Below are 18,783 nucleotides of genomic sequence, written 5' to 3' on the forward strand. Positions count from 1 at the left end.
TACGTTGTAGTGTTTAGGCTCTAAGGGACTCCCAGCAATTCACAAAGTTTTTCGGGGACTTATAGTTAATCCCCGCCATTTGGCGTAATCGGTCACGCTGCCAAACGATTGCTATCAATTACTTGATAGAGGCTCACCGAATTTAAGCCTGTCGCTGTGTCAATGTATGCAATCAAAGGACTTGTACTCTCGGTACCTGTATCCGCATAAATCACAATTGCTTCAATAGATGCACCTGATACTGCTGTAAATGTCACATCTGCCGCATCGGCTGCACCGCCTGTGGTAGCCTTTGCAGTTAGTGTTACTGGACCCGCTATACGTGCCGATGTTGGAATATCTGAAAGATATTGATGTACTGCTGTTTGTGGTGTATATGCACCTGTATCAACCAACAAAACTTTAATTGTGTCAGTCATCCAATTGATCTGTGCTTCAAGGAAGCGTTGACGTGCGAAATCATAAAGTGTGTTTGCCATGTGCTTGAGTCTCCGTAGCTGAATCGCAAGCACTCATGCGCTCATGTTTAATTTCGATGTGATTGTCTGCTTCAACACAAATTCGAGCCAATTGCCCAGACTTTTTGATCAATTGAACTTTGGCGTCGCCAATGTAAAGCGTATCTTCGGTCTTTAAATCAATAATACGTTTGCCCATATTTGTGCGTGATTAAATAAAATAAGTAAAATTATTATGTAAAAAACCCCTGAAAAGCTTTAGCCTTACAGGGGTGCTTATGTCACAAGCAAGTCATGGCATGAATGGAATAACGTTATGAGGTATATCCTCGCGGGTGATGCGTCGCAAATCACTATCAGGACGAATACCGAAATAATCTGTAAATTCCTGCTCTGCTAATGCTGACCGATTTGGATCAAAGAATTCTGCATCTGGTACCTTAAATGCTTGGTGTAGTACCCACTGAATCAATTGGACATGGTGAATTTGGTTAATTTCTGGAACATCGGTATCATTTTCCATTGGTGACAATGGCACACGATAGCCTTCCAATTGTAATTCACCGCCTACATCAGGAATTGGAACAAGACGAATACCAGTATCATCCTGAACAATGTGTTCAGGTTTACCCTGTTTCACTCGCCAATTCTCACCATCATAATAATGATCGAGTAATTCAGCTGACATTAAAGTCAAGTATTGCCCTTTTGTTCCATCGCTTGGCTGGAACCACACTCGAGTCAATTCGTATAACGATTCATGTAACTGATAACGAGATGAACCAATCAATATATTAATCTTACAAACATCATTGTTTTGAGATTCATGCAATAAACGACCACGGATACACGCTTCACTTACGGCATCATTAAGCCAATCAATGACACTAGCATCATCAATAAAATATGGTTCTAATTTATCGTTGGCCAGTGTACGAAAACGGCTGATCAGGTCATTTAGCTGCATTACACAACCCCGTATTGATGAATCATTTGAGTAACTGACTCTTTTAATTCATCAAGATTTTTTTGTGGGCTAAGTTTCTGCTCATACTTTTCTAAAGCATATTGAACCAAGCCAGCCTTTGTCATTTTTCCAATCGTTTCAATTTCATCAAGAATTTTATTTTCTTTATCAATTTCTTCTTGCTGTTTTTCTTTAGAGCGATTGAGAATACTTGACGTATCATCATCTAAGCCTTGCTCAGTAGATTCACCAGAAATGGATTCAGGCTCACCCTCATAACGAGTAAACTCAGGATGTTTTAAAAACTTGGTTGCCAAATCACTTGGAATTGATCGCACTTGACCTTGTTCAAAGGTTAAAGCTGATTCGTATAAGTGGTCGGTATATAGAGATTTATTCCCAATATACTGAATTGATACACCAGCAGATTTTTGAACAACATTGGTTGGGGTTATTGTCGCTGTATTAATTGCGACATTCTTTTGATGCTCAACCTTTTGGCGTAGATTCACAACTTCCGCACTCAATGCCAAGTAATCTTCAGGATCAGGCAAGTGCTTAACCAAATGCACCGTTGTACGGAATAAATAATCCTTTGCCTTTTGTTCATCTGGTAATTCTTCATAAGGTAAAAAACATGGATGTTCTTTTTTCTCCATATCTTTTACTTCACCATACTTCCAGCCCTCAGCTTCTTTGACCTTATACCAAGACTCATGAGACTGTTCAGGTGTGGCATCAGGATTTGCCAAATGCATTTCAACGCCAGCAATCAAACTTTGTTTATGTGATTCTGGTGTGTCATCCCAAGTAGGTTGACTATCATCACCCATTGATTGGCAATATGCAGCATTAATTGCATGACACATCATCGCTATTGCAATCGTTTTCATCTTATCACCGTAATAAGTTAAAAAATAAAAAGAATGGTGTAGGTCTGTCTAAAACCTACACCATCAAAACATTAACGAGGACCCGTCAATTCACCACTGACAATAACCTTAATGTCGCTTGCCTTAGCATTCGCCGCTACACCAGTGGTTAAAATCAATCGTGCAGGTTTAGGTAAAGTTACCAATTTACCCGTATTTGCACGCAATCGACCTGCCGTTGCAAGATCGCCACCACTGATAAAATATGCCGCATCTTGTGGTACTTCTGTACTATCACCATCAAGATACTTAAAACCAAGTGACCCTGTAACGGTGGCTGTCATACCTGTTTTAATCAGGACTTGAGCATCATCTAGGCGCATACCTTGCGGTAATTCACCCAAATCAATCACATCACCACTTGCTACAGCAGTCGTTGTATCTGAGTCAATCACCGCACCTGTTGCATTGGTTGCTAACGGAAATAGCAATGTTGTTAAATTACCAAATGGACTAAATCCACCAAACTGACCATAACCACTAGGCTTCTTCTTAATTGTCGCCATTTTAAAAATCTCCAAGGATTAGAATAAGATGAGGTATGCCCATAACTGGACATACCCAAAACAATTACTGATTAGCACCAATGATTGGCACAGCGGTATCGACAACAGTTACACCATAGTCGGTAAATTCTGTACGTTCACCAGTATCAACAGCGAAACGGATTTTTGATGTACCACGAATGGCACCGATCAATAATTCCCATTTATCACCATGATCAAGGTCTTTTTCAGACCAGAAGAAAGGTACGCCAGACTTATCACTTGCAGCCATTGCTTCCGCAATTGCTTGTCCACCCAAAATAATTGAACGGTCAACAGCGAAATTGCTACCAAAACTTGATGGTACGATTAAATCTGATTCAGCTTCACTGTCATACGAAGCACAATATTTAATTGTGTCACCTGCATAGAAACGAATTGGACGTGGCATTTTTCGGATAATAAATCCGTTCCATAAACCTACATCACCTAAGAAAAGCGGATGTTGTTTTGCCTGACTTGCTCGTGCAAATGCAGATGATTGGAAAGAACGGAAACCTGGTTGAGCAGCAAATTTATTGTACTGTGCTGGCGATACAAGCCATACACGTAATGGTGAATCTTCCGCAGCAACATCACCTTCAAACTTACAAATAGGTGGTGGTAAAGCAATTTGATCCAGAACAGTTTTCATTGAATCAACTGAATCCATTGTAAATAGATCAGTTGTTGCAATATCAAAATCACCTGCATTGCTTTTAACGCCCTGCACACCAGAACCATCAACAACATAGTGACGGTTTTTAGTTGGTGCTTTAACACGGTTCACCATGATTTCATTGAAGTTTTTATGATTATCTTTAGGAATAACCCATTCAATGTTGTTATGAGAACCACGTGCACCAGCCATATGCACCAGTAATGACTGATCACAATAGCGATCCATCAAGTTCTGAGCGACTGGACGACCAAGTTTGCGTAAATCAGCTGGGCTACGAATCTGTGACATCACGTTACCCAAATCAACAGGGAAACGAGCTTGGTTCACACGTAGGCGATCTTCATTCAAAGACATCCCCACACCACGACCTTCAGCATACGCACTACCCATAATTGGATATGCACCGACTGGATTTAGTAAGTGGAATGTCACTTCATCACCACGCCCTTTTCCTAAGTCCTGAACACGAACAATAGGCATATGGGATGTGGTTTGTTTACGGAGAGTCGCTTCCGCACCTGCTTCGCCCTTAGGCATTTTCCCAGCCAATAGGTTTAAGGTGCTGTTACGATTCATGTGTGTAGCGAACAGACCTACCGCTTGGGTAACTAAATTGGTCTTATCGCCATAACTTGCGTTAGTTTTAGTAGTCATGTTTCAAATACTCTCATCACGTATGTTTAAACACGTCTATTGAGAAATTGCTCCACTTGGTCGGGTGTCCATCCTTGCATTTCCTCTGCAAGTTGCGCTGGCGACATTGCTGCCAAACGCTCATCACGAGAAACACCAGCAGGACTACCAGCAGGCAAATCACTCAGACTGTTCGGTGGTGGTGTTTGAGCCTGACTCACAGCTTTTTGCGCTACTGCCTTTACTGCATCATTGGCAGGTTGAGCAGCTTGTTGACCTGATTGGGTATTCGACTTATACAATCCTAGAAGTTCTACCACCTGAGCAGCTGAACCTTTATCCAAAACTGTTTCATACGCATCTTTCAGAAAACTTGGTTGTACATTCTTCCAATCATTAAATTCTTTCGATTCAACAATAGATTCTGCATCTGGGTGTGCTGTAAAGATTTCGTTAAAATGGGCTTGCTCTACACTGACCTGCTGTTGTTGCTGAATTGGAGCTAAAGCAGTTTGTAATTGCTGTTGCACCAAAGTTGAAACCTGTGAATTAACAAGTTTCTGAATACCAGCAGCCAAATCTTTCTCGCTAAAATCCCCAAAGATTGCAGGGTCTACACCCTGATCAATCGCTTGTTGTGCGATATTTGCTTGGTTGTCCTGTGTAGTTGGAGCCTGTCCGTTATCTTTACGTTCCTGTGCATCAGCTTGAAGTTGTGCCAACTGTTGTTGAGCTTCATCAAACTTTTGCTTCCATTCCTTTTCACCGTTACGTGCTTCCACTAACTTGTCATAGGGAATGGTGTGTTTTCCGTCTTTAGCTAAGATCACAGCATTTTCAGCATTTAACTGGCTTTCATCGACCTGTTGTTGCTGTTGTGCTTGTTGTGTATCAGCTGGTTGTTGCGTACCGTCTTGACCTTCAACTTTTGGGGTATTTTCTTCTGTAACTTGGGTAGTTGCTGGCTGACTACCATTTTCCGCATTTGCGGTATCGCCATTTAACGCTTGCTCTAAAAGCTGCGCTGCAAGTTCAGGTGATGCTTTACCACCGTTAGCTTCAATCAACTCATTTTGTTGCTCTGTAATATCCATGTCTGTCCTATCACTTATCGCTGTGACCGCAAAGGCGAATGGCTAGAGTTATCTAGCGTTTAGCTGTTGATTGCTCAACATGAGACAAGTGTCTAGGATTTATATATGATGTCGTTAGCCTTACAGGGGGTAGGATTAATGGCAGAATATTGTGCTCAATGTTCCAAACAATATGGAATGAGTAATGGGTTTATCAATGAATGTAAACCTAACTATCTAGCAAATGTTATTTGTGAAGGTTGTGGTGTAATTCAGGTCAATAATAAAGGTGAATGTGTGAGCCATGATTGCGAAAATGGAAATCATGCTGTTGAATGGAAAATCAAGAAATAAAAAACCAGCATATTAATGCTGGTTTAAAGGTATCGAATTCGATAGGTTTAAATCAACTCATCTAATAATGAAGTCATTTTGGCTTCAGCTTTTTTGCGTAAATCATTATTGATATTTGGTAAACTCAATAATTGAGTAAGCAAGTATGCATTTTCACGATTATTTAAAAGTTTAGTTCGATGAATGCATTCACCAACATTACCACTGGCACATGCTTGGTTATCATTTGTAGGATCGGTGGATTTAACAGCATCACTATATTTAATTTCTAATTCAGGAAATTCAGAAACTATAGGGCTGTCTTGCAACTTCCCAGCATCCACACCTTGGCTTGCAAAATGTTCTTGGATTTTAATTTGATGGTTTAATTTTTCTTTCAATAAATAACCCTCAAGCATCCATACTTTGTTGCGAGCATTTTCACGAGCAACCTTTTTGCCAATTTCAGGATCAAAGTTTTCAGGACTTGCGCACGCTGATTCACCTGTGACTGTAAATCCATTTTTAAGAACTAATACGCAAAATGTTAGTGTACCAAGTACACTATGAAACCCCATAGCATCATAACCATTACAATTGTTCCCAACGCCTTGCGCTGCTGTAAAGTAATATTCGTCAACGATAGTGGCATCAATATCAGCAGGAGTTAAACGTGGCGCATTTAAGTTTTTAGATTGAATTTCTTGCTCAATTTGTTGTTCTACTGTCTTGGGTTCTTCCTGAACCAAAATCACGACTGCACCATTAGGAATACGATCTGTCTTATGGCTATAAGTTTCATTATTTGTCACTCGATAATCAAGTAATGGATTTTCGACAACCAAGTAATCACCTGAAATATGCCACGCACTAACGCCAATCATTCGTGCAACCTGTTCAGCATTACCAGTAGTGTCAGTGGTTGGATCAAGTTGTAAAGTAATTTGAGCAGTCATAATAAATTCCAATAAAAAAGACAGTCGATTTGACTGCCTTAGTATCTGTGAACAATGAGAATTACTCTTGCCTTACAGGGGGCATGTTGTCATTGGTTCGTGGAGTCTCAATCCCTTGCATTCCAGTGGAACCTTGCTGTGGTACTGGTGGGTTCATTGGACTTGTATTCTGTTGCACCTCTGCCAGCCCCTCACTTCCTAACTGTGCCCCTTCACCTTCTAAATATGGTGAGCGTACATCACGTGCTGCAGTCTGATCTGCGGTTGGAAAATTAGGATCATCACCACCAGGATTAGGACGCTGATAACCTGCACCTTTCATAATCTCGTCAGCAATAGGTGCAATCTGTGGCATCATTGCTACCTGTGAACCTCCTTGCATTGCTGAATATGCAGCTTGTACACCAATTTGTACTGAACGTGCATCAATTTCCTTAATTTCACTTACTGCTTTACGTTCTTTAAGTTCAAGTTCACGACGTTTTAGATCAATACCAGCATCGGCAAGTGCTCTATCAACCGCTTCTTTGATTTGTTGTTCAACTTGTTCTGGTGTCGGTGCCTGCGTAGCTTGGCGAATAGATTCAATAATATCTTTCTTGAACGGAATGTCAGTCAATGCCATCACGTAAGGCAATACTGCAACTTGAACCTCTTGAGGTAAGGATTTAACAATCTCAGACAAGGCATTAAGCTGTTGTTCTCGGAATGTGCTGGTACTTGGAACATCATCAAGTACAACTTTCAAGCGTGTACGTTGAACATCATTACTCACATAAGGATAACCATGTTCATCAACCTCAGGTTTATTGATAACAACTGTACGATCTTCACGCACCGCATCACCTTCAATAATGATGGTCTGTTGCTGATTTCCCATATCCTCAACGATCATTGATAATAGCATTTCTCCCATAAGGGTACGTCCCTCACGGAAATTATCCATCATCTTCATTAAGGTCTGGTTTGACTGCTCGATCTGTAACTGCTCTTGCTTGCCAGAAGTCGCATTACCCTTTTTACCTTGGAACCCCGAAGTAATGTTGCTGACTTGCTCAATGGCAGCACGATTATCACTGATCAGTTGGAAATGTTGCTGTGATAACTCATAGTCACGTTTAACATCGAATCTTGCACCAGATCTAGCCATGTGTGCTGCATCTAATACAATATCAGCATCAGGACGTGCAACTTGACGACGTAATTGTTCGTCTGTCATAGCCACTGCACCTTTGGTACGTTCAACACGTGTAACACTCATACCCCAACGTAGTTTTGAGATACCAGAGTTAATGCTGTCTTGACTATACTTCATGCCACGAACAAAACCATACGGTATGCCAGTATTATCTTCACGGAACCCAAAAAACGGTACATAAGGAAAATAATGGTGTGAATATGGTGAAGGACTGTCATGTAAAAGGTGTGGTCCAAGCCAATATGAGCGACGTAACTTTGATATGGTGGCCTGCTCTACACGTGCAACACCTTGATAGATTGCCAAATCATGAGCCATGTTATTGATGTCATACTCAACGATACGACCATCACTGAACTTTAAAACTGGTACACGCACCCAACGACGGTACCAAACCTCAGTAACGTTTATCTCTTTTGAGGTTGGGTTATACCAATAGTTTTCACTTATTGTCCATGAACGTGCATCAAGCCAAGCATTTTGTAAGCCTGTGCTTGCTCCACCATCCAATACATCAGGTTGTTGCCACCATGAACCACCATATCGACCAACTGTTTGGATTAGCTCCTTATGTTCAGGGAAAGCACTCATCAATCGTTTAGGATGAACCCAGCGTGTACGACGTAACCAGCGTGCATCAGATAAGTCTGGTTCAGTAGACTTCATATCCCAATGAATTTCATTACGATGAACTACAACACAACGATAAGGATATTTAAATGGATCTTGCTCACGTTTTACTTCAACCCATCCTAAACCACATGAAATTTGAGGACGGAAAGCATCACTACATGCCTTATCAGCTTTAGATAATCGTTCAGCTTGATTTAATTTATAGTTCAAGGCATCAGCAACATCATCACCACCAGTTTCACCATTGGCTTTTACACGCCAATCAGTACGAGTCTGTAGCTCATAACCCATAATCGACAATAAAGCTGGACTAATTCTGTCCTCTACTGCTGGTGGAATACCAATCTGTTGCATACGATTAAGCAAATCTGTATCTAATTGATTGCCATCTGCATAATCCATCTCTTTATCTGCGATGTGACGCCAATGAGGTTGTTCCTCTATTTCGTGCATGATCTCCGTCAATTCTTCCAGACTGAGCGTATCATCATCGCTAATCTGCTCACTTGTAGCTGTATCTTCTTGAGTAAACATAGCTTTTCCTTATAAACGCCAATCTGTCGGAGGTGCTTCGACATAACCATGTGGATTTTGATGTGTTGTACCTTGATTCATACCATTAAGACTAGCCGTATAGACGTAATCACCAAGCAAACCTGATTCTTTAGCTTGAGCATGTTGCCTTAATGCATCAGCACCTTCACTACAGCCATTTGCTTTATTTGGCGCATCAATAAAACGTTTCTCACTTTGAGAAAACTTCTTCTGATAACCTTCAATTCTTTCAATACCTAACTTGCAGCGTTTTTCATCAAACCAATAATTTTTCATACATTTGCGTGTTAATTGAATGCCTGTGTTTAACAGGGTAATGCGAGGAACAATCACAAATTCATGACCAGGTAACAAATCCTGTAATTGTTCTAATGTGGATTTATTAAAATCACCTAAGCGTTGATGTGCTGCATCATGAGGTAAATAATGCGTACCAAATACATAACCATGACTGGTAAGTTCAGCTACATAATGTTGAAGATTTTCACCATGTGCTTCATAACAATTAATAAAACGATCTTGTTGGTTAATCATTTGGTGATACCAAATAAAACAACCGTCACTATTTCCAATGTCCCAAAATGTATTTACGGGTAAATCAAGAACTTCAACCTGGCATATACCACCACGCTTTCGTAGCGCAAGCATATCCTTTGCATAATAATTGCCGTCTTTGGCGACCTGAAAAGCTTCATCTGGGAATGATGGATATTCTTGCCACATCTTTGACTGATCACCTTTAAGATCATTATCACGAGTTATGACACACCAAGCACGTTGATCTGGATCAATGTAACAATCCAACCCCATAAATTGCTTAACTTTTTCTTGTATCTCATCAAAATATTCATGATCTTCAGGTGAAATTCTAATGGTTGAAGAATCAATTCTGTATTTAGGTTCCTGCCACCAAGCATAGAAGTGAAATCTATAATCCTTGAGACCTAATTTTTTACGTGCAGCATAATTCGACTGTGCTGTTTGCACCATTGGATAGAATGAACCACTACGACCTTCAGCAGTAGATTCAATAACAAGTACACCATTGGTCGGCACAGTAGGTATGGAACCTGTGATTACTTCATCATCTTTGGCTGGATCAGTAGCACAGATTTTACCAAACTCAGAAATATGTAATCTGTGAATAGTACCTGAACGAAATGAAGTGGCTACACGAATGGTTGAACCATTGTGCTCAAACTCCATCTCTGATTTATTGCATGTTTTAAGTGGGAAACGTTCACGTATCTCAGGCGGTAAATTATCGTACGCAAATTTAATCTTATCTTTAAATATATTATAAACGGTTGGTAAATCTTGAGCGATAATACCGCAGTTTTGGTTAGCATTAAAAAGCGCATGATCAAGCCATAGAACACAAATCAGCGTAGTAAAACCCAACTGACGCGCTTTTAAAATAATATTGCGGTACCACAACCGATTTAAGAATTTCTTCTGTGCATCATTAGGCTGGAACGGTAATTCAAATGTTGGGGCTTCTTCCACTTGCCCGAACTCATTTACAAAGTCATCACCTTTAATTTTGATCTTATATAAACAGCCACTAAAAATACGCCAAACAGGGTCTGCCAAGCAGCGTTCAAGCTCCTCGGCATTGGTCGGTAGTGGCTGTAAGTTAGTGTTATAAATCAATTTTTACTCCATTTTGCACAATATTGGTGCATTTTTGAAGCGTGTACGTGAATGAAAATGTTTTGGTGTGGGTGATTAGTCGTTCCATTCACGTAGATGCTCCATATTCAGGATCATCCGCAATTGGTTTAAACGCAGAACTATTTCCCGTGCTCACTCGTTCAAGTAATGCGGTCAGTGCATCAACAGGTTTATTGTTCTCATCATCAAGTCCGAATGCTTGGCGTTCTAAAGCAATCAATGTTTTGAGTGTGTCGCTTAAATCTTTCATCGACTTCACACGACCAGGCATTGAGATAATCTTCATGTAAAGATCATTTACTTTGTCATTGCCTTTATCATCTGGTGACCACATAAGCTCACCCAACATTTCCAGCAATTTGACATTCTCTTGACCGACCATCATTTCAAGCTCATCGAAAAGACTCATAGCAATCTTGCGTGAACGTTGTATATCTTTACGTTGATTCAATCGAACATAGGTCAATTGAGTTGCTGCATCTTCGATAATTTCTTGGTCACGTTTAATGGTTACAGGTGTAACCTGCTCCGTAACCATTGCTTGCGTAACCATTGCATCAGACTTGGCTTTAATCTTTTCTGCTAAGTTCCTTGGTACACCAAGTTTATTGAAGTGTTTGATAATTGCAGCATGAGAAACTTTTTGCCCTGTTTCTTCTTCATAGGCAGCAGCTAATTGACGTGGACTGAGAATCCCAGCTCTCCATCCACGTTCAACTCTTTCGTAGTCGATTTTCTGTCTTTTTTCAGTCATAACCACCAAACCTCATATTGGTTTAATGATCATGTATATAGATGGGGAGGTCTAACCTTAGAGGGGGTTACTAAGTTATAATATTTTTAAAATTTAGCTACTTTCTAATGACTATGAAAAATCAGATTACTTTTGAAGATGCATCCAATGCTATTAATAATTGGGCAAAAGAAGAACTCCTTAATTTAGGAGTTAAAACTAAACCAGAAATATCATACTTCATACAACTGCAAAATTTTCTTAGTAAATCGATAAGACAACAACCAAGAAAAGTTTCGATTTCTGCATCATTCATTGTCCCAGATAAGCATAAATTAGACTTTTACAAATTATCTAAAGAAATTTCAAAAGGTGGAGATTTAAAAAAATATCTAAGTAGAAAAACTGAACAAGCAAATTATAAAGGCGTAAAATTCACAAAAAAAGTAACTCAGTGGCTTCAGAACACTTTTATCATTTAAATTCTTGTTCTCGTACATTAGAAAGAGATATCAATAATTACCTTTCAAATATAGTTAAAACCTACAATTGTAAAATTTACTCAGTAGAAATATTTGATTTAGAATCAAAAAATTTCAAAACTTTTAATAAGTATAAGGTTAAAGTTAAATATGAATTGAATTCAGTTTTTAATGAAGTTACCTCTTACTATGATCAGGAGAGCTTATAAAAGCTCCCCCTGCTTCCCAACATCCAATAAATCCCCTACTTGCTTCGATAATTTACGCACTTGACCTGAAACTTCACTTTGAAGTATTGCCATATGATGACCCATTTCAATATTTGCATATTGCATTGCTTCAGCAACCATAAGATTGCCGAGGTTGCGTGCTTCACGTGGTGTTAATGTCAAAATCTGATCATCACCAATTTCAATTTTAACGGTACCATCAGGTAAAACCATCTTGGACATAATACGAGATGGACGATGTTTAGGGGCTGGAATGAATACACCACGCTGTACACGGATAATCTGACCACTATCGACAAGATGGCTTAAACGATCATCAATGATCGATAACTTTAAACCTGTAAGCTGCGACAAAGTTTCACGTGTGACGATCTGCTCCTGATTATGCAAATCTTCAATTGCCTCAAGAATTGTTTCCGCATTCGATTTCATAATCACTTCCCCTTTAATCACACTTAAACTTCAACCACATCAATATTGTGAATCAACTTCATCAGCTTACGTTTGATGATGTAATCCGCAGTTTTATGACCTTTGGCATCTTCACAAATCAACTGATCATCCTTGGTCCAATACACAAAATCTGCGATGTAATCCGTACCACGCTCTTTTTTATTACAAATCACCTGTGCTGGTATCAAGTTGTATCGAACCTGAGTCTGTAAATCTTTGATCTCACCTGCACGTTGTAAGACCTTTAAATCATTTAAACGACGATATTCATGCTGTGAATCAGCAACTTTTTCACCATCAACGACAACTTTATGATTCCCATACTTTGGCTGTTTAGGCTTGTTGTCACGTTGATGGACCAGTCTTTTAATTTGAGATTGTGATAAATAATTTGTCATGCTCTACCTGCATTAGAATTTTTATTAATACCCTTCACCTGAGCCATCAATTCAGGTGGACAGGTGGTGATTCTTCTCTCATCTTCCTTAGGTGCTTTTAATGCTCCAACTGGATCAGTGAATGCTTGAACATCTCCCATCAATTTCGCATTTGAAACGATACGAACGTACATATCCTTAAATGCTTTTGACTGTGATTCAGCACGTGGATTTAATTCATCAAAACCTTTCTTAAATTCTTTAATGGTTTTGAGCACATGTACACTGATTGAGATCGTCTGATTCGATTTCTCGTATGCTAATGCTTGTTGCCATGCTTCATTTTCAGTGAGCCAATGTGAACCTTGTAAACACCAAATCTTAAAATCTTGAATACATGGTGGCCATGGTTCATGGAGCATACGGTTATACCCATTTTCCAGCTGCTGAACTGTCAATCCTGAAAAGTCCTCAATCATTGCCTGTTCAAGATCAGCTTCATCAACTGCTGCCCAAAAATCTGTAAATTTCTTACCGTAACGAATACGCATTTTGTCAATTAAACGACGTGCTTCAGTAATGGTGAACTCACGCATGACCCACCTCCTCAATCAGAAAGCTCTTTGGGGGTTCAGGTACCACATCAATAATTGATGATTCCTGATGTTGTTCTTCACGGACTTTTTGACCATAACGCAACCAACGATTTACATTTTCCTGTTTAGCTTGGTATGCAGATGGTGTTTGGATAGGTTTATTTCGTCCTGATTGCTCAGTGACGCTATTTTTCGCCTTTCGGTTGATAAGTTTATGCTTGTTGTTGTTTACCCATGTCAGAAACGCTACAGCCCACTTCTGTGCTGTCTTGAAAGATTGCTTACCGTAATCATTCGGTGATGCAAACCAATCTCCAAATTCATCAAACAAGTTTTCAAGATCGTGTTGATCAAGATCAGGGTGTCTAGGTTTAGACAATTCGATGAAATCAGATTTCAATGTTGAATATTTCTGACCAAGTTCGATCACTGAGATTTTTGCAAGATCAAAATTGTGGTACTGAACAAATTGAACTGGCGGTAGTGAAATTTTTTCTTCGTGCGTATTACTACTACGTTCTATTGGTTGTTCTATTGGTTGTTCTTGGTAGTTAGTATGACCCTGCGTCACTGCTTTTTGCACCAGAGTCACTGGTTGTTGCGTGAGAGTCACTGGTTGTTGCGTGAGAGTCACTGGTTCACTGTCGTCAGAGTCACTGGTATTGTTACCAGAGTCACTGCTTTTATTATCCGAGTAGTGACCCTGAGTCACTGCTTTTGTGAGACTTTCCACATCAAAACGGTAATAAGATCGACGACCATTTGAACGATCTACAACCAATATTCCTAAATTTTCGATGTGTTTAATGTGTAAACCCACTGCTCGATTTGATAGTCCTGTATCGTCCATGAGCGTTTGAATAGATGGATAACATTCACCAGTTTCATAATCAGCGTATGTAGCCAAAGTGATTGCCACTAACTTGGTTGTTGGTGGCATCGAGATTTGACGTACAGCTTTTACAAAGTTGAAATTGCTCATACCACCTCGCTAAATAAATCTTGTTGATTTTCAGCTTGTGGATTAATCCAAAGCACTTCCTCACGTTGAACGGAACCTGACTGGCCAGCAGCGGCAACAGACTTTTTAATTTTTTTCCACTTCAATGCTTCATAAATTGGATGTTCATATCCACATAGAATCACCATGCCTTTACAGTGTAATTCATCATGTGATTTTGCTGAAAACTTATCCTTGATTGCCTGTAAGCGTTCAGCTTCAGGCAATTGGATAATGTCAGTTAGGGCGAGAATTGAGGTGTTATCGATCATGACTGCACCTCATTTTTAAAATGAGAAATTACAGCCTGAATCACGTTTTTTTGACGTTCGTATATGTGGTTAGGCTTTTTAAAACCGCCATCGTAATACCAATCATCACAGAAAATTTTAGACATCGTTTCATAAGCATCTGAATCAATCATACAAGACAATTCACCGATATCTCTAAACTCATGTTCTTTTAATTCTTCATACAATTCACGAAGTTCGTCTTTAGAAATAGTATTGTTGCGGGCAAGTTTGATCATCCAAAGCATGTCATTTTTTATAATGCATTCAAAAAGTTCATTACCACTTTCAACATCAATATTTTGGGCTGTTTGGAAAAGCTTATTTATTAAATAGCTAGGGTCGAGTCTTGCAATAAATTGCTCAAAAGTTTCTGTGCCACAGTTTGAAAAGAAATATGAGCCAATATAATCATCGCTAATATTTACTGTGATACGCCCACCACAATCTGAATAAGCGTTATTTGGCTCGATATAAACGAAAGCCCAATCGCCATTGTATTCACCAAGCTTGGTGAGAGTGATTTTTTCAATCATGCTGTCACCTTCTTGATTTGCTTATTCATGCAAATTGAATAAACTTTTTTACACTGATCAACATCAAACATTCCGATATGGCAGTCATTTGGATGAACATTCATTACTTCAGCCAAAGCTTTATAGGCTTCTTTGCGCTTCATATGTCCATCACGCCACAACGGATCAAACGCTTGATGTGCTATAGACTTCCATTTTCTAAGTTCAGCATTTGCTAATCGACCAAGCGAATTTTTAGTACCAGGATGACAACCAACATAGGCATCACAAGGCTCACATTGGTAGAACCATTTATGTGACAGGTCAGGTCTATGAGGATAAATGGCTGTGCCATCTACTCCATCAGACTCTTTGTTGCAGTATGGACAGATTGGATTTTTCATACAGCACCACCTTTAACAACCTTAAATTCAACAACCCATACCCATGGATTTGCAGCCCAAGAATCTGCACCGTTTATTGCTTCCCATAACTGCATAAATTTAGGCTTTTTGCAGTCACGTAAGATTGGTGATCCAACACCTTCTTTTAAACAGTCTGATTCAGATATGTCTTGAAGTCGTTCTACACGAATATTTGTGATTTCGAGCAAAATACGTGATGCCCAACGTGGCATGTGAATTGATGGTTTCCAGTTGCCTTCTTTACCCTCAAGAAGATCGTCAGCCCATGCTGCAAATGAATATTTTTCTAATCGTGGATCGTCGTAATTAATTAATCCATCTTCATCTTGAAAACTTTCATTTTCTACAACACGTGTAACTTCACAATCAGCTTTATAAGCAAGTGCTATTTCACCGTATAAATTTACAGTTGACCAAGTTTCACGCACCCAAAGATGATCACCTATTTTTCCGTATGGGCAATGAATTGGTAAATCCTCAATTTTAGGAAGCAATAATCCATTGAATTTTTTACTTAACCACTTTCCATCCAAATTACTCTGCAAGGTTTTACCTTCAGGTTGTGGATTTATTACACGACGAGTCTGAGTCTTGCGACTTTCCAAAATTGCAGTGACCATTGGAGCACTAAATAGAATCGGACGTTCTTTCATGGTTGCACCTCCACCACTGCACCACCATGTTCATGTAAGCAAATCTGAACACCGTTTGGGCAGGTACAGTATTTTTTAGAGATTACGCAATAAGCCATTTCAACCGACTTATCTTCCCCATCAGCAGCTAAATCAATACCAATGCAATACGCACTATCAGGTGCACCGCCCAATTCAAACTCACGTTTTTCAATTTGCTGAATCAAACAGTGATGGCACTGCTCCCCTTTAAATTCTGGACATTTGCCAGCGCACTTATGTTCTGTTAAATTACTCATGTTCATTTACCTGAATGTTGATGAATACTAGAAGCTCGATCTGATACATCGGGCTTTTTTAATGCCTGCCAAAAACTTTTTAAATTTCTGCATACATTCGTGAATACGCTTGTAGACGTTGTATTCTTTGATTTTTCTACATGCTCAGATGATGATTGACCTGTCTCCAGTTCGATCTTTTTATCTATGGCATCTCTTAACCACTTCGCACGATCACTACCTTGGCTTTCAGCCAAAGTATCAATGATCTCTTGGACTTCCAGCGGTACACGTGTTGACATGGGTGCCAACAGTTTTTTGCTGAATACAAACATTATTTTTGTTTCCATAGGTTCACCTATTGAATTCGTTCAGGCTCTCTTAGTTCAATCCAAATGTCCTGATAATCTTCTGGGAAAAGGTCTTTACGTGTGCAGATTCCACGATCTTCCGCAATCACAGCTAGGCGGATTTTTCTGTCAGTTGGAATAGCTTTCCAACCACTCACTGAAGGTCCTGTGATACCTAAAAGCCGTGCAACTGCATTACATCCACCAAGGGCTTCTATAAGTTGGTTGTCATTCATGTTGCTCTCCTATAACAAAAGCAATTATTAGGCATTCCTTATAAATAATCAATAGGCACACCTAATTTTATTCATGTTAGGATTTCCTAATGATTTGAGAGTTATTTATGAAGACACTTGCTGAAAGACTGAAATATGCAATGGAAGTTTTACCACCTAAAAAAATTAAGGGTGTAGAACTTGCTCGTGCTGTTGGTGTTAAGCCACCATCTGTAAGTGACTGGCTTTCTGGTAAATCAAAAACAATGGAAGGTGAAAATCTTCTACGTGCTGCACATCACTTGAATGTAAATCCTATTTGGCTCGCAACTGGCAAAGGTTCACCTAAACCAGATGGTGAAATTAATCCTCAATTCACCCAAGTAAATGAATGGGATAGTAATACTTCAGTAGATGATGACGAAGTAGAAATTCCATTTTTCAAAGATTTTTCTTTTGCTTGTGGTGATGGTTCATTTAATGAAGCTATTGCTAATGAAAGACGTAAATTAAGAATGTCCAAAGCGACTTTACGTAACTTAGCAATCACAGAATCTAATGCAGTTGCAGCAACTGCATCAGGTGACTCAATGACACCAACCATTAATGATGGCGATACAATCCACATTGATCTTGGTCGCAAAGAGGTTAAAGATGGTCGTATCTATGTGATTTGTATAGGTGGGCTTCATTACTGCAAACGTTTATATAATCTACCCTTTGGTGGAATCCGATTGTTATCTGATAATTCAGAAGAATATAAAGAAATTGAACTAACAGCAGAAGAAAGAGTCTCTCAACAATTTGAAATTATTGGTTGGGTTTGGCAGATTTCAAAATTAGAAAAATGGTAATTGCAATTAATTAAATTGTAAGGTGGATCATGAAAAAAAGTATAACTTTGCTTTTTCTTATGCTTTTTTCATTTCAAGCATTTGCGGATCGTTATGGTGTTTATGATGATGATTATGTATCTTCAGGAAATGATTTTTTAAGTGCAATTATCCTTACAATCGTATTGGGCATAGTAATATTTTTAATTAGCATCAAAATTATTGTTAGGATATTGAATCTACTCCAATTATTAATAATTAAACATGATCATTATCAAAATCGTAAATTATTGAAATTAGAAATAAAAAATAATATTAAAAAACTAATTAAAGATGAAGTAAGGGAGCGAACAAGCCATCGCCCAAAAACAAAGTTTTGCTACATACTTTCAATGAGTTTGATTTTTCCATTATTTTTTATACTAAAATTTTTTAGTGAAAACATATTTTTAGGCTTCATATTGACGGCTTTTTATTCATTCTTGGTTGGCGTTATCATTCACTTAATCTATTTTTCATTTCTTCATATAAAAGCATATTCTTGTGCTTATAAAAAATATAAACAATTCAATAAGCTACCTAACGATATTGAAAAATTAACTTTAATAAAAAAAATTATAGATTCTTTTTTATAGACTAAACACTTAACAATCATAGCCTGCATTAATGCAGGTTTTTTTTATCAAATACAAAAAAATTAGGTAATCCTAAAAATAAATTAGGAATGCCTATTGACTAAATAATTAGGTTTGCCTA

At 38.7% G+C, this 18,783-nt stretch carries 25 protein-coding genes and 1 pseudogene; 4 read left to right on the top strand and 22 right to left on the bottom strand.

The window, feature by feature from the left end:
* Positions 1-92: 92 nt before the first annotated feature.
* The 7 genes from DJ533_RS12560 to DJ533_RS12590 form a co-directional block, all read right to left on the bottom strand.
* Positions 93-479, bottom strand: coding sequence for a hypothetical protein (locus DJ533_RS12560; RefSeq protein WP_065992569.1), 387 nt, complete (start codon positions 477-479; stop codon positions 93-95).
* Entirely contained in the window at positions 460-657 is a 198-nt protein-coding gene (locus DJ533_RS12565) for a hypothetical protein (protein ID WP_065992568.1), read from the bottom strand. Before DJ533_RS12565 ends, DJ533_RS12560 begins: the two co-directional genes overlap by 20 nt.
* 93 nt (positions 658-750) lie before the next feature.
* Complete coding sequence (locus DJ533_RS12570) at positions 751-1,425, bottom strand: phage adaptor protein (protein WP_065992567.1); 675 nt, start codon at positions 1,423-1,425, stop codon at positions 751-753.
* Positions 1,425-2,318, bottom strand: coding sequence for a RyR domain-containing protein (locus DJ533_RS12575; RefSeq protein WP_065992566.1), 894 nt, complete (start codon positions 2,316-2,318; stop codon positions 1,425-1,427). The genes DJ533_RS12570 and DJ533_RS12575 overlap by 1 nt, the downstream gene beginning before the upstream one ends.
* A 71-nt stretch (positions 2,319-2,389) precedes the next feature.
* A complete protein-coding gene (locus DJ533_RS12580; RefSeq protein WP_065992561.1) occupies positions 2,390-2,863 on the bottom strand; it encodes a hypothetical protein in 474 nt (157 codons plus the stop codon).
* 64 nt (positions 2,864-2,927) lie between these two features.
* Entirely contained in the window at positions 2,928-4,217 is a 1,290-nt protein-coding gene (locus DJ533_RS12585) for a phage capsid family protein (protein WP_065992555.1), read from the bottom strand.
* 26 nt (positions 4,218-4,243) lie between these two features.
* The gene (locus DJ533_RS12590; RefSeq protein WP_065992553.1) at positions 4,244-5,290 is read right to left on the bottom strand and encodes a hypothetical protein; all 1,047 of its coding nucleotides are present in this window, start codon (positions 5,288-5,290) and stop codon (positions 4,244-4,246) included.
* A gap of 105 nt (positions 5,291-5,395) precedes the next feature.
* Here DJ533_RS12590 and DJ533_RS12595 point away from each other — a divergent pair, with 105 nt between their 5' ends.
* Positions 5,396-5,623 (top strand): hypothetical protein, encoded by a 228-nt coding sequence (locus DJ533_RS12595; RefSeq protein ID WP_228716477.1) that lies wholly within the window; start codon positions 5,396-5,398, stop codon positions 5,621-5,623.
* Positions 5,624-5,973: 350 nt separating this feature from the next.
* On the opposite strand, the pseudogene DJ533_RS19170 reads toward DJ533_RS12595, so the two are convergent.
* From DJ533_RS19170 to DJ533_RS12615, 4 genes and pseudogenes are all read right to left on the bottom strand, one after another.
* Positions 5,974-6,351 (bottom strand): annotated as a pseudogene (locus tag DJ533_RS19170) (Gp49 family protein); the annotation flags it as partial.
* Between the two features lie 268 nt (positions 6,352-6,619).
* Positions 6,620-8,923, bottom strand: a complete 2,304-nt coding sequence (locus DJ533_RS12605) for a portal protein (RefSeq protein ID WP_065992550.1) — start codon at positions 8,921-8,923, stop codon at positions 6,620-6,622.
* Between the two features lie 9 nt (positions 8,924-8,932).
* A complete protein-coding gene (locus tag DJ533_RS12610) occupies positions 8,933-10,597 on the bottom strand; it encodes a terminase (protein ID WP_065992549.1) in 1,665 nt (554 codons plus the stop codon).
* An 88-nt stretch (positions 10,598-10,685) separates the two neighbouring features.
* Positions 10,686-11,372, bottom strand: coding sequence for a hypothetical protein (locus DJ533_RS12615; RefSeq protein ID WP_065992543.1), 687 nt, complete (start codon positions 11,370-11,372; stop codon positions 10,686-10,688).
* Between the two features lie 107 nt (positions 11,373-11,479).
* Between DJ533_RS12615 and DJ533_RS12620 the strand changes: the two genes are divergently transcribed.
* Positions 11,480-11,833 carry a hypothetical protein gene (locus DJ533_RS12620; protein ID WP_065992538.1) on the top strand — a complete coding sequence of 118 codons (354 nt, stop codon included), beginning with the start codon at positions 11,480-11,482 and terminating at the stop codon, positions 11,831-11,833.
* 203 nt (positions 11,834-12,036) lie between these two features.
* Here the strand turns inward: DJ533_RS12620 and DJ533_RS12625 are convergent, their stop codons facing one another.
* Genes DJ533_RS12625 through DJ533_RS12675 form a run of 11 tightly spaced genes read right to left on the bottom strand, consistent with a single transcriptional unit; the run spans position 12,037 to position 17,215 of the window.
* Entirely contained in the window at positions 12,037-12,495 is a 459-nt protein-coding gene (locus DJ533_RS12625) for a hypothetical protein (protein WP_065992536.1), read from the bottom strand.
* A gap of 23 nt (positions 12,496-12,518) precedes the next feature.
* Entirely contained in the window at positions 12,519-12,914 is a 396-nt protein-coding gene (locus DJ533_RS12630) for a DUF1064 domain-containing protein (protein ID WP_065992534.1), read from the bottom strand.
* The gene (locus tag DJ533_RS12635) at positions 12,911-13,489 is read right to left on the bottom strand and encodes a hypothetical protein (protein WP_065992532.1); all 579 of its coding nucleotides are present in this window, start codon (positions 13,487-13,489) and stop codon (positions 12,911-12,913) included. Before DJ533_RS12635 ends, DJ533_RS12630 begins: the two co-directional genes overlap by 4 nt.
* Entirely contained in the window at positions 13,482-14,471 is a 990-nt protein-coding gene (locus DJ533_RS12640; RefSeq protein ID WP_065992530.1) for a helix-turn-helix domain-containing protein, read from the bottom strand. Before DJ533_RS12640 ends, DJ533_RS12635 begins: the two co-directional genes overlap by 8 nt.
* Complete coding sequence (locus DJ533_RS18930; RefSeq protein WP_065992528.1) at positions 14,468-14,761, bottom strand: hypothetical protein; 294 nt, start codon at positions 14,759-14,761, stop codon at positions 14,468-14,470. Before DJ533_RS18930 ends, DJ533_RS12640 begins: the two co-directional genes overlap by 4 nt.
* Complete coding sequence (locus DJ533_RS12650; protein ID WP_081406068.1) at positions 14,758-15,315, bottom strand: hypothetical protein; 558 nt, start codon at positions 15,313-15,315, stop codon at positions 14,758-14,760. The genes DJ533_RS18930 and DJ533_RS12650 overlap by 4 nt, the downstream gene beginning before the upstream one ends.
* On the bottom strand, positions 15,312-15,698 hold the full coding sequence (locus DJ533_RS12655; RefSeq protein WP_065992526.1) for a zinc-finger-containing protein: 387 nt from the start codon (positions 15,696-15,698) through the stop codon (positions 15,312-15,314). The genes DJ533_RS12650 and DJ533_RS12655 overlap by 4 nt, the downstream gene beginning before the upstream one ends.
* Positions 15,695-16,372: a hypothetical protein gene (locus DJ533_RS12660; RefSeq protein WP_065992523.1), complete on the bottom strand. Its 678-nt coding sequence runs from the start codon at positions 16,370-16,372 to the stop codon at positions 15,695-15,697. The genes DJ533_RS12655 and DJ533_RS12660 overlap by 4 nt, the downstream gene beginning before the upstream one ends.
* A complete protein-coding gene (locus tag DJ533_RS12665) occupies positions 16,369-16,650 on the bottom strand; it encodes a hypothetical protein (RefSeq protein ID WP_065992521.1) in 282 nt (93 codons plus the stop codon). Before DJ533_RS12665 ends, DJ533_RS12660 begins: the two co-directional genes overlap by 4 nt.
* Before the next feature lie 2 nt (positions 16,651-16,652).
* Positions 16,653-16,979, bottom strand: a complete 327-nt coding sequence (locus tag DJ533_RS12670; protein ID WP_065992519.1) for a hypothetical protein — start codon at positions 16,977-16,979, stop codon at positions 16,653-16,655.
* Between the two features lie 8 nt (positions 16,980-16,987).
* The gene (locus DJ533_RS12675) at positions 16,988-17,215 is read right to left on the bottom strand and encodes a Cro/CI family transcriptional regulator (RefSeq protein ID WP_065992517.1); all 228 of its coding nucleotides are present in this window, start codon (positions 17,213-17,215) and stop codon (positions 16,988-16,990) included.
* Positions 17,216-17,322: 107 nt separating this feature from the next.
* Between DJ533_RS12675 and DJ533_RS12680 the strand changes: the two genes are divergently transcribed.
* Entirely contained in the window at positions 17,323-18,048 is a 726-nt protein-coding gene (locus DJ533_RS12680) for an XRE family transcriptional regulator (protein ID WP_065992515.1), read from the top strand.
* A gap of 29 nt (positions 18,049-18,077) precedes the next feature.
* Complete coding sequence (locus DJ533_RS12685; protein ID WP_065992513.1) at positions 18,078-18,662, top strand: hypothetical protein; 585 nt, start codon at positions 18,078-18,080, stop codon at positions 18,660-18,662.
* Positions 18,663-18,783: the final 121 nt, after the last annotated feature.

It is taken from the genome of Acinetobacter defluvii, from assembly GCF_001704615.3.
Taxonomy (GTDB): Bacteria; Pseudomonadota; Gammaproteobacteria; order Pseudomonadales; family Moraxellaceae; genus Acinetobacter; species Acinetobacter defluvii.

Excerpts from the sequence above, each read along its gene's own strand:
- DJ533_RS12560 (WP_065992569.1), bottom strand. The coding sequence starts at position 479 with ATGGCAAACACACTTTATGATTTCGCACGTCAACGCTTCCTTGAAGCA.
- DJ533_RS12565 (WP_065992568.1), bottom strand. The coding sequence starts at position 657 with ATGGGCAAACGTATTATTGATTTAAAGACCGAAGATACGCTTTACATT.
- DJ533_RS12570 (WP_065992567.1), bottom strand. The coding sequence starts at position 1,425 with ATGCAGCTAAATGACCTGATCAGCCGTTTTCGTACACTGGCCAACGAT.
- DJ533_RS12575 (WP_065992566.1), bottom strand. The coding sequence starts at position 2,318 with ATGAAAACGATTGCAATAGCGATGATGTGTCATGCAATTAATGCTGCA.
- DJ533_RS12580 (WP_065992561.1), bottom strand. The coding sequence starts at position 2,863 with ATGGCGACAATTAAGAAGAAGCCTAGTGGTTATGGTCAGTTTGGTGGA.
- DJ533_RS12585 (WP_065992555.1), bottom strand. The coding sequence starts at position 4,217 with ATGACTACTAAAACTAACGCAAGTTATGGCGATAAGACCAATTTAGTT.
- DJ533_RS12590 (WP_065992553.1), bottom strand. The coding sequence starts at position 5,290 with ATGGATATTACAGAGCAACAAAATGAGTTGATTGAAGCTAACGGTGGT.
- DJ533_RS12595 (WP_228716477.1), top strand. The coding sequence starts at position 5,396 with ATGATGTCGTTAGCCTTACAGGGGGTAGGATTAATGGCAGAATATTGT.
- DJ533_RS12605 (WP_065992550.1), bottom strand. The coding sequence starts at position 8,923 with ATGTTTACTCAAGAAGATACAGCTACAAGTGAGCAGATTAGCGATGAT.
- DJ533_RS12615 (WP_065992543.1), bottom strand. The coding sequence starts at position 11,372 with ATGACTGAAAAAAGACAGAAAATCGACTACGAAAGAGTTGAACGTGGA.
- DJ533_RS12620 (WP_065992538.1), top strand. The coding sequence starts at position 11,480 with ATGACTATGAAAAATCAGATTACTTTTGAAGATGCATCCAATGCTATT.
- DJ533_RS12625 (WP_065992536.1), bottom strand. The coding sequence starts at position 12,495 with ATGAAATCGAATGCGGAAACAATTCTTGAGGCAATTGAAGATTTGCAT.
- DJ533_RS12630 (WP_065992534.1), bottom strand. The coding sequence starts at position 12,914 with ATGACAAATTATTTATCACAATCTCAAATTAAAAGACTGGTCCATCAA.
- DJ533_RS12635 (WP_065992532.1), bottom strand. The coding sequence starts at position 13,489 with ATGCGTGAGTTCACCATTACTGAAGCACGTCGTTTAATTGACAAAATG.
- DJ533_RS12640 (WP_065992530.1), bottom strand. The coding sequence starts at position 14,471 with ATGAGCAATTTCAACTTTGTAAAAGCTGTACGTCAAATCTCGATGCCA.
- DJ533_RS18930 (WP_065992528.1), bottom strand. The coding sequence starts at position 14,761 with ATGATCGATAACACCTCAATTCTCGCCCTAACTGACATTATCCAATTG.
- DJ533_RS12650 (WP_081406068.1), bottom strand. The coding sequence starts at position 15,315 with ATGATTGAAAAAATCACTCTCACCAAGCTTGGTGAATACAATGGCGAT.
- DJ533_RS12655 (WP_065992526.1), bottom strand. The coding sequence starts at position 15,698 with ATGAAAAATCCAATCTGTCCATACTGCAACAAAGAGTCTGATGGAGTA.
- DJ533_RS12660 (WP_065992523.1), bottom strand. The coding sequence starts at position 16,372 with ATGAAAGAACGTCCGATTCTATTTAGTGCTCCAATGGTCACTGCAATT.
- DJ533_RS12665 (WP_065992521.1), bottom strand. The coding sequence starts at position 16,650 with ATGAGTAATTTAACAGAACATAAGTGCGCTGGCAAATGTCCAGAATTT.
- DJ533_RS12670 (WP_065992519.1), bottom strand. The coding sequence starts at position 16,979 with ATGGAAACAAAAATAATGTTTGTATTCAGCAAAAAACTGTTGGCACCC.
- DJ533_RS12675 (WP_065992517.1), bottom strand. The coding sequence starts at position 17,215 with ATGAATGACAACCAACTTATAGAAGCCCTTGGTGGATGTAATGCAGTT.
- DJ533_RS12680 (WP_065992515.1), top strand. The coding sequence starts at position 17,323 with ATGAAGACACTTGCTGAAAGACTGAAATATGCAATGGAAGTTTTACCA.
- DJ533_RS12685 (WP_065992513.1), top strand. The coding sequence starts at position 18,078 with ATGAAAAAAAGTATAACTTTGCTTTTTCTTATGCTTTTTTCATTTCAA.